This window comes from Mycobacteriales bacterium, from assembly GCA_035690485.1.
In the GTDB taxonomy this organism is placed as follows: Bacteria; Actinomycetota; Actinomycetes; order JAFAQI01; family DASSKL01; genus DASSKL01.
The window spans coordinates 48,010-62,399 of sequence record DASSKL010000010.1 but is presented as its reverse complement, the minus strand read 5'-3'; the positions used below and the strand labels follow the sequence as shown (position 1 = coordinate 62,399).

14 protein-coding genes and 1 riboswitch are annotated in these 14,390 nt (G+C 73.5%); of the genes, 7 read left to right on the top strand and 7 right to left on the bottom strand.

What is annotated here, in order from left to right:
* Positions 1–65: 65 nt before the first annotated feature.
* The 4 genes from VFJ21_02125 to VFJ21_02110 are packed head-to-tail and all read left to right on the top strand — an operon-like array spanning position 66 to position 2,498.
* On the top strand, positions 66–491 hold the full coding sequence (locus VFJ21_02125; GenBank protein ID HET7405920.1) for a hypothetical protein: 426 nt from the start codon (positions 66–68) through the stop codon (positions 489–491).
* Entirely contained in the window at positions 488–850 is a 363-nt protein-coding gene (locus VFJ21_02120) for a DUF3817 domain-containing protein (GenBank protein HET7405919.1), read from the top strand. Before VFJ21_02125 ends, VFJ21_02120 begins: the two co-directional genes overlap by 4 nt.
* 1 nt (position 851) lies before the next feature.
* Entirely contained in the window at positions 852–1,472 is a 621-nt protein-coding gene (locus VFJ21_02115; protein HET7405918.1) for a DUF47 family protein, read from the top strand.
* A 6-nt stretch (positions 1,473–1,478) separates the two neighbouring features.
* Complete coding sequence (locus tag VFJ21_02110; GenBank protein ID HET7405917.1) at positions 1,479–2,498, top strand: inorganic phosphate transporter; 1,020 nt, start codon at positions 1,479–1,481, stop codon at positions 2,496–2,498.
* A gap of 806 nt (positions 2,499–3,304) precedes the next feature.
* On the opposite strand, the gene VFJ21_02105 is transcribed toward VFJ21_02110, so the two are convergent.
* From VFJ21_02105 to VFJ21_02090, 4 genes are read right to left on the bottom strand one after another with little or no spacing between them, the layout of a single operon-like run.
* On the bottom strand, positions 3,305–4,909 hold the full coding sequence (locus VFJ21_02105; protein HET7405916.1) for an ATP-binding cassette domain-containing protein: 1,605 nt from the start codon (positions 4,907–4,909) through the stop codon (positions 3,305–3,307).
* Positions 4,906–6,024, bottom strand: coding sequence for a CbiQ family ECF transporter T component (locus tag VFJ21_02100; protein ID HET7405915.1), 1,119 nt, complete (start codon positions 6,022–6,024; stop codon positions 4,906–4,908). The genes VFJ21_02105 and VFJ21_02100 overlap by 4 nt, the downstream gene beginning before the upstream one ends.
* Positions 6,021–6,875, bottom strand: a complete 855-nt coding sequence (locus VFJ21_02095; GenBank protein ID HET7405914.1) for a hypothetical protein — start codon at positions 6,873–6,875, stop codon at positions 6,021–6,023. The genes VFJ21_02100 and VFJ21_02095 overlap by 4 nt, the downstream gene beginning before the upstream one ends.
* Before the next feature lies 1 nt (position 6,876).
* Entirely contained in the window at positions 6,877–8,142 is a 1,266-nt protein-coding gene (locus tag VFJ21_02090) for a prenyltransferase/squalene oxidase repeat-containing protein (protein ID HET7405913.1), read from the bottom strand.
* Positions 8,143–8,280: 138 nt separating this feature from the next.
* Positions 8,281–8,423: riboswitch (cobalamin riboswitch) on the bottom strand.
* A gap of 48 nt (positions 8,424–8,471) precedes the next feature.
* Here VFJ21_02090 and VFJ21_02085 point away from each other — a divergent pair.
* Positions 8,472–8,969, top strand: coding sequence for a neocarzinostatin apoprotein domain-containing protein (locus VFJ21_02085; GenBank protein HET7405912.1), 498 nt, complete (start codon positions 8,472–8,474; stop codon positions 8,967–8,969).
* 26 nt (positions 8,970–8,995) lie between these two features.
* Here the strand turns inward: VFJ21_02085 and VFJ21_02080 are convergent, their stop codons facing one another.
* Complete coding sequence (locus VFJ21_02080) at positions 8,996–9,736, bottom strand: ABC transporter ATP-binding protein (GenBank protein ID HET7405911.1); 741 nt, start codon at positions 9,734–9,736, stop codon at positions 8,996–8,998.
* Positions 9,729–10,847 carry an ABC transporter permease gene (locus tag VFJ21_02075; GenBank protein ID HET7405910.1) on the bottom strand — a complete coding sequence of 373 codons (1,119 nt, stop codon included), beginning with the start codon at positions 10,845–10,847 and terminating at the stop codon, positions 9,729–9,731. Before VFJ21_02075 ends, VFJ21_02080 begins: the two co-directional genes overlap by 8 nt.
* Before the next feature lie 72 nt (positions 10,848–10,919).
* Here VFJ21_02075 and VFJ21_02070 point away from each other — a divergent pair, with 72 nt between their 5' ends.
* Positions 10,920–12,356: a GuaB1 family IMP dehydrogenase-related protein gene (locus tag VFJ21_02070; protein HET7405909.1), complete on the top strand. Its 1,437-nt coding sequence runs from the start codon at positions 10,920–10,922 to the stop codon at positions 12,354–12,356.
* Between the two features lie 168 nt (positions 12,357–12,524).
* A complete protein-coding gene (locus VFJ21_02065) occupies positions 12,525–13,745 on the top strand; it encodes an Ig-like domain-containing protein (protein HET7405908.1) in 1,221 nt (406 codons plus the stop codon).
* Here the strand turns inward: VFJ21_02065 and VFJ21_02060 are convergent.
* The gene (locus VFJ21_02060; protein HET7405907.1) at positions 13,731–14,297 is read right to left on the bottom strand and encodes a 5-formyltetrahydrofolate cyclo-ligase; all 567 of its coding nucleotides are present in this window, start codon (positions 14,295–14,297) and stop codon (positions 13,731–13,733) included. The two genes, VFJ21_02065 and VFJ21_02060, sit on opposite strands and share 15 nt — an antisense overlap.
* Between the last annotated feature and the right edge of the window lie 93 nt (positions 14,298–14,390).

The window sequence follows — 14,390 nt, the reverse complement described above, 5'->3', positions numbered from 1 at the left end:
CGGCCCCGGCGCAAGGAACGGGTGCGGAGGTTCCTTCTCGGAGCGGCGCAGGTACCGTTGAGGCCGTGCGCGAGGTCCTGCTCACCCGCCGCTGGCTGATCCTCACCGTGGTGATCGTGCTGGCGCAGCCGGCGTTCGCAGGTCTCGGCTGGTGGCAGTGGGGCCGGGGCTCCCGCACCCACGACATCCAGAACCTCGGCTACGCCTTCCAGTGGTGGTCGTTCGGCATCCTCGCGATCGGCGGTTGGATCAAGATGCTGCACGACGAGCTCAAGGAGCGTGACGAGGAACCCGCCGACACGACGACGGACGACCTGGCCGAGGAGCTCGCACCGGTGCTGCCGACGATCCACCAGAAGCAACGCCGCCGTGCGGTCGCGGTCGCTGTCGCCCAGCGCAGCTCGGTGGCGGTCCACGACGACGGCGCCGACGAGGAGCTGGCCGCCTACAACGCCTACCTCGCCTGGCTCGCTGCCAACCCGCGCTCGTGACCACCGCACCCGAGGGGCCCGCGCCGCGGACCGCCGGCCGCCGCACGCACCGGATCGGCGGCTCGCTGACGCGCTACCGCGTGATGGCCTACATCGTCGGGGTCTGGCTCACCGGCCTCTGCCTTGTCGGCCTGCCGTTGGAGTACATCGGGGGTTATCACCAGGTCGGTTTCGCGTGGACCGTGCACGGGCTGCTGTTCATCCTCTACGTGCTCGCGGCGTTCGAGCTGACCGTGATGCGGCTGCGCTGGCCGCTGCTGCGCAGCGTCGGAGTGCTCCTCGCCGGCACCATTCCCTTCCTGTCCTTCGTGGTCGAACGGCGCGTCACCGCGCGCGTCCGCGCGAACGAGGAGATCTGACGTGCGCCTGCGCCTTCGACCGACGAAGACGACCTTCTACGACATGTTCACGGACTCGGCCGACAACCTCGTCGACGGCATCCGCCTCATGAGCGCCCTCCTCGCCGCCGCCCCCGGCGACCGGCAGGTGATCGCGTCGAAGATCCGCGACTGCGAGCACGCCGGCGACGACGCCACCCACCGGATCCTGCGCGAGCTGAACTCCACGTTCGTGACGCCCTTCGACCGCGAGGACATCTACCGGCTGGCGAGCCGACTCGACGACGTCATGGACTTCGTCGAAGCCGCCTCCGACCTGGTCGTGCTCTACGACCTCGACGACCTGCCCTCGGAGCTGACCGCGATCACCGAGGTGCTGCAGCAGGCTGCGGTCACGACTGCCGAGGGGCTGCGGCGGCTGCAGTCGCTGCACAACCTCGAGGACTACTGGATCGGCATCAACGAGCTCGAGAACCGCGCCGACCAGCTCTACCGCCGGTTCCTCGCCAAGCTGTTCAGCGGGACCTACGACGCGCTGATGGTGCTGAAGCTCAAGGAGGTCGTCGACCAGCTCGAGGCCGCCGCCGACGCGTTCGAGAACGTCGCCGACACCGTCGAGACGATCGCCGTGAAGGAGTCATAGGCGCTCATGGCGCTCGACATCGGGCTGGCACTGCTCATCGTCATTGCTCTCGGATTCGACTTCACCAACGGTTTCCACGACGCGGCCAACGCCATCGCGACCTCGGTGTCGACCCGGGCGCTGACGCCCCGGGTGGCACTCGGGATGGCGGCAGTGCTCAACCTGGCCGGCGCCCTGCTCGCGACGGGGGTCGCGGCGACGATCGGCAAGGGAATCATCGAGATCCCCGTCGACCCCGGCGGGGCGATCGTGCTGGCGACGGCGGCCCTGGTCGGGGCGATCACCTGGAACCTCATCACCTGGTACTTCGGCCTGCCCTCGTCGTCGTCGCACGCGCTGATCGGCGGCCTCGTCGGCGCCGCGATCGCCGCGTCGTCGACGGTCAAGTGGACCGGCGTGATCGACAAGGTGATCATCCCGATGGTGCTCTCACCGATCGTCGGAATCGTCGTGGGCTACCTCTTCCACCTGGCCCTGCTCTGGATCGTGCACCGGGGCTCGCCGAGCAAGCTCAACCGCGGCTTCCGCCATGTCCAGACCCTGTCGGCGGCGGCGATGTCGTTCAGCCACGGCACCCAGGACGCGCAGAAGACGATGGGCGTGATCACCTTCGCGCTCGTTGCGACCGGCCACGTGTCGCGTGAGCACTTCCACGTGCCCTGGTGGGTGATCGGCCTGGCGGCCGGCGCGATCAGTCTCGGCACCTACTCCGGCGGCTGGCGGATCATGCGGACGCTGGGGCGGAGGATCATCCAGCTCGACCCGTCACGTGGCTTCGCGGCGGAGACCACGGCCGCCAGTGTGCTCCTGTCGGCCGCGCACTTCGGCGTACCGCTGTCGACCACCCACGTGATCACGTCATCGATTCTCGGCGTGGGCGCGACCAAGCGGTTCTCGGCGGTGCGGTGGGGCGTGGCCGGCAACATCGTGATCGCCTGGGTCCTCACGCTCCCGGCGGCCGGCACGGTCGCCGCGGCCGTCTTCTTCCTCCTGCACTGGGGTGTCTACGGCCACCCCCTTCCCTGAACCCTCGAAGAGCGCTCGCCGCGCCGCGCGTCGCAGGGCCAGGAGCACGGGACGACCCGCGATCACCACGAGGGCGGCCGTGGTGAGCGCCCGGGGCACGTCGAAGCCCAGCGACGTGGCCACGTCGTGGTGCACCCAGTGGTGCAGGTTGGTGGCCAGCGAGCCGCCGGGCACGAATGCGATCGCGGGCGGCAGGTCGTGCGCGAACGGCCAGAACCACAGGTTGAGCAGCAGCCCGTAGAGCAGACCGGCCACCGCGCCGTACGCCGCGAGCAGCGCGATCTCCCAGCGGCCGCGAGCCCGCGGCAGGCAGCCCGCACCGAAACCAACCCAGGCCGCCCCGAGCATCTCGAAGGGCAGCCACGGCCCGACGCCACCGGTCAGCAGCGCGCCGGCGAACATCGTCACCGCGCCCAGCACGAACCCGAACCCGCGCCCGAACACGCGTCCGGCGGGCAGCAGCAGGAAGAACATCGGCTGGAACCCGGTCGCCCCGCCGCCGAGCGGGCGCAGGGCCGCCCCGCAGGCGGCGAGCACCCCGAGCAGCGCGACCCCCTTCACGTCGAGGCCGCCGTCGGACACCTCGGCGAAGACGACGGCGAGCAGCAGGGGCAGCAGCGCCACGAACAGCCACGGCGCGTCGACCGCGTGCGAGCCGGCCAGCCGGCCGCCGGCGAACAGCGGCCAGGTGAAGCCGGCCAGTCCCGCAAGCGTCACCGCGGTGACCGCCAGGGCTGACCGGGGCCGCAGGGCCAACGCGGCCCGTCCGGATGCCGTCGGCATCGTCGCGGAGGTGGCGGTAGTCGTCATCCGGCCAGCGCCTCACGCACGTCGGTGACGGTCAGCATGGGCAGCGGCGCCAGCACCTTCGCGACCTGCGGCGCGAACGCCGGCGACGCGGTGACCACCTCGCGGGTCGGGCCGTCGGTGACCACCTCGCCCTCGGCGAGCATCACGACGCGGTCGGCCAGCTCGGCGACGAGCTCGACGTCGTGGGTCGCGAGCAGCACGCCGTGACCGGCGGCGGCGAGCCGGCGCAGCGCGGCGGCCAGCATCCGCTTGGCGGGGTAGTCGAGGCCCCTGGTCGGCTCGTCGAGCAGCACGAGCGGCGGGGCGGCGGCCAGCACGACGGCCAGGGCGAGCGCGAGCCGGCCACCCTCGGACAGGTCACGCGGGTGCAGGTCGCCGTCGGCGTCGGGCAGCAGCTCGGTCAGCAGCCGCCACGCGGTGCCCGGCGCCGCTCCGCCGTCACGATCGGCGTCGGCACACTCGCCCGCCACGGTCTCGGCGTAGAGGAGGTCGCCGGGTTGCTGCGGGACCAGGCCGACGTGTCGCAGCAGGTCGCGCGGCCGCAGCCGGGCCGGGTCGGCGCCACCCACCCGGGCCGTGCCGGACGCGGGCGCCCGCATGCCCACCAGTGCGCCGAGCAGCGTCGACTTGCCCGCCCCGTTGCGACCCATGAGCGCAACGACCTCGCCCCGGCGTACGACGAGGGAGACGCCCCGCAACGCGACCGTCGCGCCGTAGCGGACGACGAGGTCACCGGCCTCGCCCACGGGCCCCTGCGCCGACGCCGGCGCGGGGACCGGCACGCGGCCGGCCAGCCGGTCGCGCAGCTCGGCGCTGCGCCGGCGCGCGTCGCGGATCGAGAGCGGCAGCGGGGACCAGCCCGCGAGGCGGCCGAGCTCGACCACGGGTGGTGCGACCGGCGAGGTCGCGAGCACCGCTGCCGGGGGGCCGTCGACGAGCGGTGCGCCGCCGCCCGGGACGAGCACGAGGCGGTCGGCGTACTGCACGACGCGCTCGAGCCTGTGCTCGGCCAGGAGCACGGTGAGGCCGAGGTCGTGGACGAGGCGCGTCAGGGTCGCGAGCACCTCCTCGGCAGCGGCCGGGTCGAGGGCGGACGTCGGCTCGTCGAGCACGAGCACCCGAGGACCGCTGGTCAACACCGAACCGATCGCCACCCGCTGCTGCTGCCCGGCAGACAGCGCGAGCAGCGGCCGGTCGCGAAGGTCGACCAGCCCCATCAGGTCGAGGGTCTCCTCGACCCTGCGGCGCATGACGTCTGGGGCGACGCCCAGCGACTCGAGGCTGTAGGCGAGCTCGTCCTCGACGGTGTCGGTGACGAAGCCCGCGAGCGGGTCCTGCAAGACCGAACCCACGGTGTCGGCCAGCTCGCGCGGCGGGTGCTCGCGGGTGTCGCGGCCGTCGACGGTCACGCGGCCCGCGAGCAGGCCGCCGGTGAAGTGCGGCACCAGGCCGGAGACGCAGCGCAGCAGCGTCGACTTGCCCGACCCGGTGCGACCGACCACCAGGCAGAGCTCTCCCTCGGGGATCGTGAGGTCGACCCCCCGCAGCACCGGGTCACCGGCTCCCGGGTAGGTCACCGAGACGTGCTCGAAGCGGATCACGCGGCCACCGCCCGGCGGGTCCGCATCGCCGCGGGCACCTCGGGCGCCGCCCAGGCCGGCAGCAGCGCGCAGGCGAGCCCCGCCACCGGCAGCAACGGCAGGGTCGGGGCGACCAGTGGCGACGTCGACGGGTCGAGGGCGCCCGGGTCGGTGGCGAAGACCGCGGCGGCCGCCAGCACCCCGCCGAGCACGACCAGCCACTCCGGCAGCGCCCAGGGGTCCGGCCGGTAGCGGGTCCGGGGGGTACGCCGCCCGGCGAGAGCCAGCCCGGCCGCCGCGAGTGCGGCGCCGACGGCGAGCAGCGGCAGGCCGAGCGCGGTCGGCGCGGAGGAGTCGAGCAGGCCGTAGGTGCTCGCGCACACCGCGAGAAGCCCGCTCACCGTCAGCGCCGCCGTGAGCCGGCGCTCGCGGGCCGGCACGCCCGCGCGGCGCCCGAAGCCGCGGGTGTCCATCGCCGCCGCGAGGTCGAGCGAGCGCTCCAGGGCGTCCTCCAGCACCGGCACCACCAGGCCACGCAGCCCGGACAGCCCGCGGATCGTCCGTCCCCGAAGCCGTCGCGCGGCGCGGACCCGGCCGGCCGCGACCACGGCCTGCGGGGCGAACGTCAGCGCGACCGTCACCGCCACCCCGATCTCGTAGATCGCGGCCGGGAGCACCCGCAGCAGGCGGGCCGGGCTCGCGAGCGCGTTGGCGGCGCCGACGCAGACCAGGATCGCGGCCAGGCGCAGCCCGTCGTACGCCGCCGCCACGGTGCCCTCGACGGTCACGTCGCCGCCGATGCGTAGCCCGGCGAACGATGACGGCAACGGCACCTGCGGCAGCCGCACCAGCGTGTGTCCCGGCACCCCGCCGCCGAAGAGGATCTGCAGCAGCACCCTGATCAGCAGCACGGTCAGCGCGAGCCGTACGAACGCCGCGTAGGAGCGGGCCCACGGAGCGTCGGTGCGCCGGGCAGCGACCACGTAGCCGGCGGCCGCCATGGCGAGCAGCAGCAGCAGCGGGTTCGTGGTGCGGCTCGCCGCGGTGCCGAGACCGATGGCCCACAGCCACCACGCGGCGGGGTGCAGCAGCCGCGGCAGCCGGGCCTGCGCGAGGGGGTGCGCCGCGGTCGTCATCGCCGGGTCCGCAGCAAGGCGGCGCCACCGAGCGCGACGGCCACCACGACGCCGACGACCAGCCCGGTCGGGAAGCCGCCGCCGGGCTTCCCGCCGGAGTGCGCCGCGGCCCGCGTGCGCCCCGCCGGATCCGGCGGGGGCGTGGCCGTGCTCCCGCCGGCCGGTGCCGCGGACGTGGCGGTCACGGCCGGCGAGCTCTTTGCGGCTGCCGGCGCGCGGGTCGCGGGCGGCCGGCCGGTGGCGCCTGCCGTCGCGACGCCGGGCGCGGACCCGCCGCCCGTGGCGGGGACCGGCGCGGCGGCCGCCGTCGCGGCCGGAGCGGGCGCGGGTGCCGGCCGGGCGGGCGCAGCCGGCGGCGTCGCGGTCGCGGCGGGCGGGCAGATCTGGGACTCCGGGATGTTCGGCGGCGGGTCGCTGCCCTCCGGGCCGCCGTTCTGCCAGACCCAGCCGTCGCTGGAGTTGTTGGCCGGCTGGTAGGTGCCGGACCCCTCGGAGCTGTACTGCCAGGTGCTGGAGCCGGCCGGGCGGTGCCAGTAGGCCCAGTAGTGCGAGCTGTCGGTCGCGCTGCATCCCTGTGCCGGCTGCCCGTCGATGGTGCAGATCAGCCCGTCGCTGCGGAACGTCATCGTGTGCCCGGCGGCCTTGAGCACCTGCGTGCCGGTCGTGCCGTCGGGCACTTTCGCGCAGGTCGATGCGACGCTGCCGCCGAGCGTCCGGAAGTCGACGACGACGGCCACGCAGATCTGCCTCGCCGCGCTGCTCGGCACCGCGGGCAGCAGCCCGGCGAGTGCCGGCGCCACCGTCACCAGGAGCGCCGGCACCCACCATCTGCGGGCGCGCGTCGTTGCCATGTCAGGCCGTGCGCCGGCCCCATCGCAGGAGCACTGCGCCGATGGCCAGCGCCGCCAGCGCGGCGGCCACGAGCGGCACGACCGGCGCGCTGCTGCCGGTGCGCGGCAGCTCCGCGGTGCCGGAGCTCGCGAGGGGAGCAGGCCGCTGGACGTGGCCGTCGGTCAGTGGTGCGACGGTGCGCGTGGCGGTGGGCGTCGGCGTGGGGGTCGCCGTCGCGGCGCAGGCCAGGGTCGGCGCTGCCGCGCCCGCGCCCGACTCGGTGATCTGGGCGAGCGTCTTGCCGGCCAGCGCCTGCGCGGCCTGTGAGGTGGCGCGCACGGCGGTCGCGCCGAAGGTGCCGCTGAACGTCACCGCGCCCCGCTGGGCGGTCGTGCCCGCGCACCCCACCTGGAGGCCGCGCAGGTAGGCGATGGACGCCGACGGGTCGCCGCCCGCGGCGAGCAGCGCCTGGACGGCGATCGCGGTGGAGTTGGCGTTGCTGCTCGGCGTACCGAAGCCGTTGTCGGAGTTGCGGTGCGCGGTCAGCCAGGCGACCGCCTTGCTGGCGTCGGTGCGCGTGGCCGCGAGCGCCTGCACGGCGAACGACGTGGTGTCGGCGTCGCTCGTGCAGGGAGCGCTCGTGCTGGTGCGGACGTCGGTCTGGAAGCCGCCGTCGGCGCACTGCTGCCCGGCCAGCCAGGAGACCGCCTTGGCGTCGGGCTTGGTGTCGGTCCGTGAGAGGGCGACCAGTGCGAGCGCCTGGGTCACCACGCTCTGGTAGCCGTTCTGCGTGTCCGGGTCGGTGTAGAGGCCGTCCGACGCCTCCTCGCCCTGCAGCGCCTTGACCAGGTCGGTGTTGCCGAAGGCGTGCGGATCCTCGCCCTGCGCGACCGCGACGAGGATCAGCTTGGCGAGCGAACCGGGGTAGTAGTTCGGCGCGGTGCCGGCATACGCGTCGACCTGGGTCGCGAGCCAGGTGGTCGCCCGCTTCGCGGCGTCCTGCGCGACCCCGGCCGCGTCGAAGGACAGCACCGCGTCGGCGGTCAGGCCCTGGTCGGCGTAGGTCTGCGTGGCGCCGTTCTGATCGACGTACGACGAGGTCAGGTGGTCGGCCTGCGGCCCGGTCAGCTGCCCGGCGAGCCACCCGGCTGCGGCCCGGGCGGGGTCCGTGGTGGACGCGCCGGTCGTCGGCGCCGGGGTGGCGGCGTAGGCCGGAGCGGCCCAGAGCGGGGCGGCGAGCAGGCCGGCGAGCGTGACGCCGGTCGCGGCGCGGGTGACGAGAGACACCGGTGGCCTTTCGGTTCGGAGATCGCGGCGCGTCGCCGGACCCACCCCCGAACCGACAAACCCCCCGTCGCCGGACGGCGACAGGGGGCGGTCACGGGCGCACGGCCCGGGCTCCGCCCCGCGAACCTCGACGGATGTCAGGGAGCCCTCGTCACCGCCAGGTGTTCCGGCTCGCTCCCGGGAGTCCACCCGGAGGCCTACGGTTGCGGGTCAGCGCCGGATTTCGACCGGCTTCCCCTGTCCGTGACGACTGCGGCTACAGCGGACCACGACGGCAGGTCGTTGTCAAAGGCGGGTCGCCGGCCCGCCGCACGTGGCACCGTGGAGGCGTGCACGTGGTCCGTGTCCTCGCCGCCGGTGTGCTCGTCGCCGTGGCCGCCGGGTGCGGCACGGGCGGGCAGGAGCTGGTCGTGCTGCCGCCGACCGCGCACCCGGCGACGAAAGTCGCGCCGCCCACGACCGCCCCTCCGACCGCCTCGCCTCACCCGGGCAAGCCGCACGTCACCGTGCAACCGGCCAAGGGACTGCACGACGGGCAGGCCGTGCACGTCACCGGCACCGGCTTCACCCCCGGAGCGACCTACATCGTCGCCGAGTGCGGCGACAAGGGGAGCAAGACCGGCCAGGGCGACTGCGACATCACCGCCGTCGTGCCCGCGACCGCCGACGGCACCGGCACGGTGCAGGCCGACTACACGGTCAAGAAAGGCCCGTTCGGCACGCACAACATCGTCTGCAGCGCGACCCAGCCGTGCCTGATCAACGTCAGCCAGCCGACACCCGACCCGACGCAGCAGGCCGACGCCCGCATCGTCTTCGCCGGTTAGCGGCCGCCGCCTGCCGCCGCGGTCCCTCAGATCGTCGCGACCGGCGTCGGTGTGTTCGGCTCGTCGACCACCCGGCCGTCGCGCATCCGCACGATCCGGTCGCACGACTGCGCCACCCGCGCGTCGTGGGTCACCATCAGGATGCAGAGTGACGGGGCGTCCTGGCGCAGCCGCTGGAACAGCGACAGCACGTGGTCGACGGACTTCTCGTCGAGGCTGCCGGTCGGCTCGTCGGCGAGGAGGATCGGCGGGTCGTTGGCCAGCGACCGTGCGATCGCGACGCGCTGACGTTCGCCGCCGGAGAGCTTGGTGGGGGGCCGGTTCTCGCGCCCGGCGAGGTCGACCGCGGCGAGCAGCTGCAGCGCTCGTTCGTGCCGCTCGCCGCGGGACAGGTGCGTGCCGAACATCGCGATCTCGACGTTGCGTACGGCGGACAGGTGGGGCAGCAGGTTGTGCAGCTGGAAGACCAGCCCGACGGTGGTGCGCCGGTAGTCGCTCGGGTCGGACAGCGTCGACAGGTCGATGCCGTCGACCCGGATCGTGCCGGAGGTCGGGCTGTCGAGCTTCGCCAGCAGGTGCAGCAGCGTCGACTTGCCGCACCCCGACGGCCCGGTGATGGCGACCGACTCCCCGGGGCGCACCCGCAGCGTCACCCCGTCGAGTGCCCGCACGATCCCGCCGTCGAAGTGCTTGACGACGTTGATCGCCTCGATGGCGTAGTCCGGCGCCGCCTGCGTCGCGGCGGTAGCGGGGACCGGCTCACTCATGGCGCAGCGCCTCCAACGGAGCGAGGAACGCCGCGCGCAGCGCGGGGTAGAGCGCGCCGAGCACGACCATGCCGGCCGCGGTGTAGATCGCGCGGCCGAACGTGCTGCCGGTGTAGTCGAGGTGCAGCACGCCTTGCAGCGACGGCAGCTGCGCTACGACGCTGGTCGCGGCGAACGACAACGCCACCCCCGCGGCCGCACCGACTATCCCGATGAGGCCGGCCTCGCTCATCACGAGCCCGAGAATGCGGGTGCGACGCCAACCGATCGCCGACAGGACGCCGAACTCCCGGGTGCGCTCGATGAACGTCATCGTCATCGTGCTCATCACGATGACCGCGCCGATGAGCACGGCGAGGATCGTGCTGCCCTTGTCGGCCGCGTTGATGAACTGCAGGCTGCGGTCGGCCCGGCCGAAGTCGGCGGCCGTGCGCACGGTCACCAGCTGCGGGAAGTCCTTGTCGATGCGGGCCTGCGCGGCCTGGACGTTGACGCCGGCGCGCACCTGCACGAACAGCAGCGAGAGCTGCCCCGACTGCCGCTGGTGGGCCTGCATCCCGATCAGCGGGAACATGGCGCCCTGGTCGCCGAGCGACTGGCCGGTCTGGTAGAGCCCGACGATCTTGTAGTTGACGTTGTCGATGTGGAACGTCTCGCCGACCTTCTTGCCGAGGTTGCGCGCCGCCTCGTAGCCCAGCAGCACCTCGTGCTGCGCGGTCGGCGCCGGTGCCCGCCCTTGGATGATGTTGACGCCGAAGCCGGCCATCTCGTCCGGGCGGATGCCGATCTCGATGAATAGCGGGTTGGCGGCGTCGTACTTCTTCGTCGCCAGCAGCACTCCGATGGCCTGGGCGACGTCGGGGTCCTGGCGCAGCCGGTCGAGGTCCGCCTGCTGCACCGAGCTCGACAGGATGTCGGAGACACCCTTCTGCGCGACGGTGAAGTCGGCCCGGCCCACCTGCATGATCGCCAGCGCGCTGGTGCGGATGCTGTGGTTGACCAGCCCCAGCGTCACCACGGTCATGACGCCGATGGCGACGGCCAGAGCCGTGAGGATCGAGCGCACCTTCTTCGTGGCGACGTTGCGCGCCACCAGCGACAGAAACGACACGGGTCCCTCCCGGCCACGACGGTAGCGCGCAGTAACCGCCCCAGGGCGGAGATCGCCTACCATGTCCTTCTCGTGCGATTCCTCGACGACACGGTTGCGTCGTACGACCTCACCTACGACGACGTGTTCATGGTCCCCCGGCGATCCGCGGTCGGCTCGCGGCTCGACGTCGATCTCTCGACGCGTGACGGCAGCGGTACGACGATCCCGATCGTCGTCGCCAACATGACGGCCGTCGCGGGCCGGCGGATGGCCGAGACCGTGGCCCGCCGCGGCGGCCTCGCCGTCATCCCGCAGGACATCCCGGCCGAGGTCGTCGCCGACGTCGTGCAGTGGGTGAAGGCCCGCCACCTCGTGCACGACACGGCGATCACGTTGACCGGCACCGACACCGTCGGCGACGCGCTCGCGCTGCTGCCCAAGCGCGCACACGGGGCCGTCGTCGTGGTGGCCGACGGGCGGCCGGTCGGCGTCGTCACCGAGGCCGACTGCACCGGCGTCGACCGGTTCACCCAGCTCGGCCGGGTGATGTCCACGGAGCTGCTCACGCTGCCGGAGAAGGTGCTGCCGCGGGTGGCCTTCGACCGCCTGCACGAGAGCCGGCACCGGCTGGCGCCGGTGGTGGGCGACGACGGTCGCCTCGTCGGCATCCTCACCCGCACGGCTGCGCTGCGCGCGACCCTCTACGACCCGGCGGTCGACGACCGCGGCCGGTTGCGGGTCGCGGTGGCCGTCGGCATCAACGGCGACGTCGCGACGAAGACGCGTGACGCGCTCGAGACCGGCGCCGACCTGCTCGTGCTCGACACCGCCCACGGTCACCAGGAGAAGATGCTCGCCGCGCTGCAGGCGGTGCGGGCCCTCGACCCGGCGGTGCCGGTCGTCGCCGGCAACGTCGTCTCGGCAGAGGGCGTGCGCGACCTCGTCGCCGCCGGCGCCGACATCGTCAAGGTCGGCGTCGGACCGGGCGCCATGTGCACGACCCGGATGATGACCGGTGTCGGCCGGCCGCAGTTCTCCGCCGTGCTCGAGTGCTCCGCCGAGGCGGCCCGGCTGGGCAAGCACGTCTGGGCCGACGGCGGTGTTCGCCACCCGCGTGACGTGGCGCTCGCCCTCGCCGCGGGAGCGTCCAACGTCATGGTCGGGTCGTGGTTCGCCGGCACCCACGAGTCGCCCGGCGACATCCACGAGGACGCGTCGGGCCGCCGCTACAAGGAGAGCTTCGGCATGGCCTCGGCCCGTGCCGTCAAGGGGCGCACCGCCGAGGAGTCGGCCTTCGACCGCGCCCGCAAGGGGCTCTTCGAGGAAGGCATCTCCACGTCGCGCATGTACCTCGACCCCGAGCGACCCGGCGTCGAGGACCTGCTCGACGCGATCGTCGCGGGCCTCCGCAGCGCCTGCACCTACGCCGGCGCGGGCACGCTCGCCGAGCTGCACGAGCGCGCGGTGGTGGGCGTGCAGAGCGCGGCCGGCTACGCCGAGGGCCGCCCGCTGCACACCAGCTGGTAGCGCGGCGGGCGAGGTAGTCCCTTCCGCCCGCACCGATCACCGGAGCGGCGGATGCTGCGGAATGCACCGGTCGGGCAACCTTGTTGGCACCTCATGCGTCTAGTCGTATGACCGGCACCCCCGCCGGGCATCATGTGCCTGCCCCACCGAGTCGACCGGAGCAGCCCCGTGCGTCTGCGTACCGCCCTCACCTCTGCGGTCGCCGTCCTTGCCGTCGCCGGTGGCGGGGTCGCGGCCTACGAGACGCTGGGCACCGGCTCTCAGCCCGGGAGCGTCACCGCGGCACAGGGCACCGCCGAGCTGTCACCGTTGCCGCCGCCCCCCGCCAAGCTGGTCGTCGCGCTGCAGAACGCGCAGGGGCAGGTGCCGTGGGACCAGCCGCTACGGCTGGTCGCCGAGCACGCCGCGATCACCTCGACCTCGGTCACCGGGCCTGGCGGCCAGGCGCTGCCGGGTCACGCAACGGCCGACGGGTCGGAGTGGCGCAGCAGCAACACGCTGGAGCCGCTCGAGACCTACACGGTCCACGTCGCCTACCAGGACCTGCGCGGCAAGAGCCACACCGACGACCTCAAGGTGCTGGTCGCCGACTCCGAGAAGCACCTGCGGCCGGTGCTCAACCCGGCGATGAGCGCCGTGGTCGGCATCGGCCAGCCCGCGATCGTCACCTTCAACCGCACCGTGCCCGACAGCGAGAAGGCCGACGTCGAGCGGCGGCTGACGATCAGCACCAGCCCCAGCGTCGAGGGCTCGTGGCACTGGATCAGCGGCACCGAGATCCACTGGCGGCCCCAGAACTACTGGGCGCCCGGCACGACCGTGACCTTCGGCGTCAACCTCGCGCACCTCTACCTCGGTGACGGGGTCTGGGGCGAGCGCGACGCGCACACCGCGACCTACCGCATCGGCGACTCCCACGTCAGCAAGGTCGACGTCAAGAACCACTCGATGCAGGTCTTCGCCAACGGCAAGCTGGTCAAGACGTTCAAGATCAGCGCGGGCCGCGAGGACAAGTGGCCCACGATGGGCGGCGTCCACATCGCGCTCGACAAGGCGCCCACGGTGATCATGGACTCCGCGACGGTGGGCATCCCACGCAACTCGCCCGACGGCTACTACGAGACGGTCAAGTGGGACGTCCGCATCTCCAACGGCGGCGCGTTCGTCCACTCCGCCCCGTGGTCGGTGGCGGACCAGGGCAACACCAACGTGTCCCACGGCTGCGTCAACCTCGCGCCGTCCGACGCGGAGTGGTTCTACAACTTCTCCCAGCGCGGCGACATCATCGACATCTTCAACACCCCCCGCCTGCCGGTGCGCTGGGACGCCGGCACCGCCGACTGGAACATGTCCTGGGCCGACTGGCTCGCTGGGTCAGCTCTTCACTAGCCGCACGAAGCCTGACGGGGTGAGGGCGCCGGTGACCGACCGGTCGTGGGCGTCCACGGGCACGGCGTCGAGCACCTCGTCGTCGAAGACCACCGCGTACGCCGGCTGCGCCAGGCTCGCCAGCAACCGGTCGTAGTGTCCGCCGCCCCGGCCCAGCCGGTGCCCGGCGCGGTCGACGGCCAGCGCCGGCACCAGCAACAGGTCGGCCTCGGCGACGGCTTCCGGCCCGAGCCGCGGGCCGGCCGGTTCGCGCAGGCCGAACCGTCCCGCCACGAGGTCGGCCGTTCCCGTGTACGCCGCCCAGGCCAGGCGCCCGCCCCGGAGGGCCACCGGCAGCAAGACCTCCAGGCCGCGCGCCGCCGCTTCGTCGAGCAGTGGCCCGGTGCCGGGCTCGTCGTCCACTCCGACGTACGCCGTCACGCAGCGCGCGGCACCGATCTCCGGCAGGGCGTCGAGGTGGCGCGCCAGCCCGGCGGCGGCGGCGCGACGCTCCGCCGGCGACCTGCTCGCCCGCCGCGCCAGCAGCTGCGCCCGCAGGCGTGACTTCACCACACTTATGGCGGTTGGCGGGGTGGCGGGCACCGGTCCACAATGACGCAGCGCGACGGCGGGGGAGCGCAGCGCAAGCAGAGTTGGCGGGGGGCC

Bases quoted from the DNA above. Each gene is read 5' to 3' on its own strand.
- VFJ21_02110 (HET7405917.1), top strand. From the start codon at position 1,479: ATGGCGCTCGACATCGGGCTGGCACTGCTCATCGTCATTGCTCTCGGA.
- VFJ21_02080 (HET7405911.1), bottom strand. From the start codon at position 9,736: ATGAGTGAGCCGGTCCCCGCTACCGCCGCGACGCAGGCGGCGCCGGAC.
- VFJ21_02095 (HET7405914.1), bottom strand. From the start codon at position 6,875: ATGGCAACGACGCGCGCCCGCAGATGGTGGGTGCCGGCGCTCCTGGTG.
- VFJ21_02100 (HET7405915.1), bottom strand. From the start codon at position 6,024: ATGACGACCGCGGCGCACCCCCTCGCGCAGGCCCGGCTGCCGCGGCTG.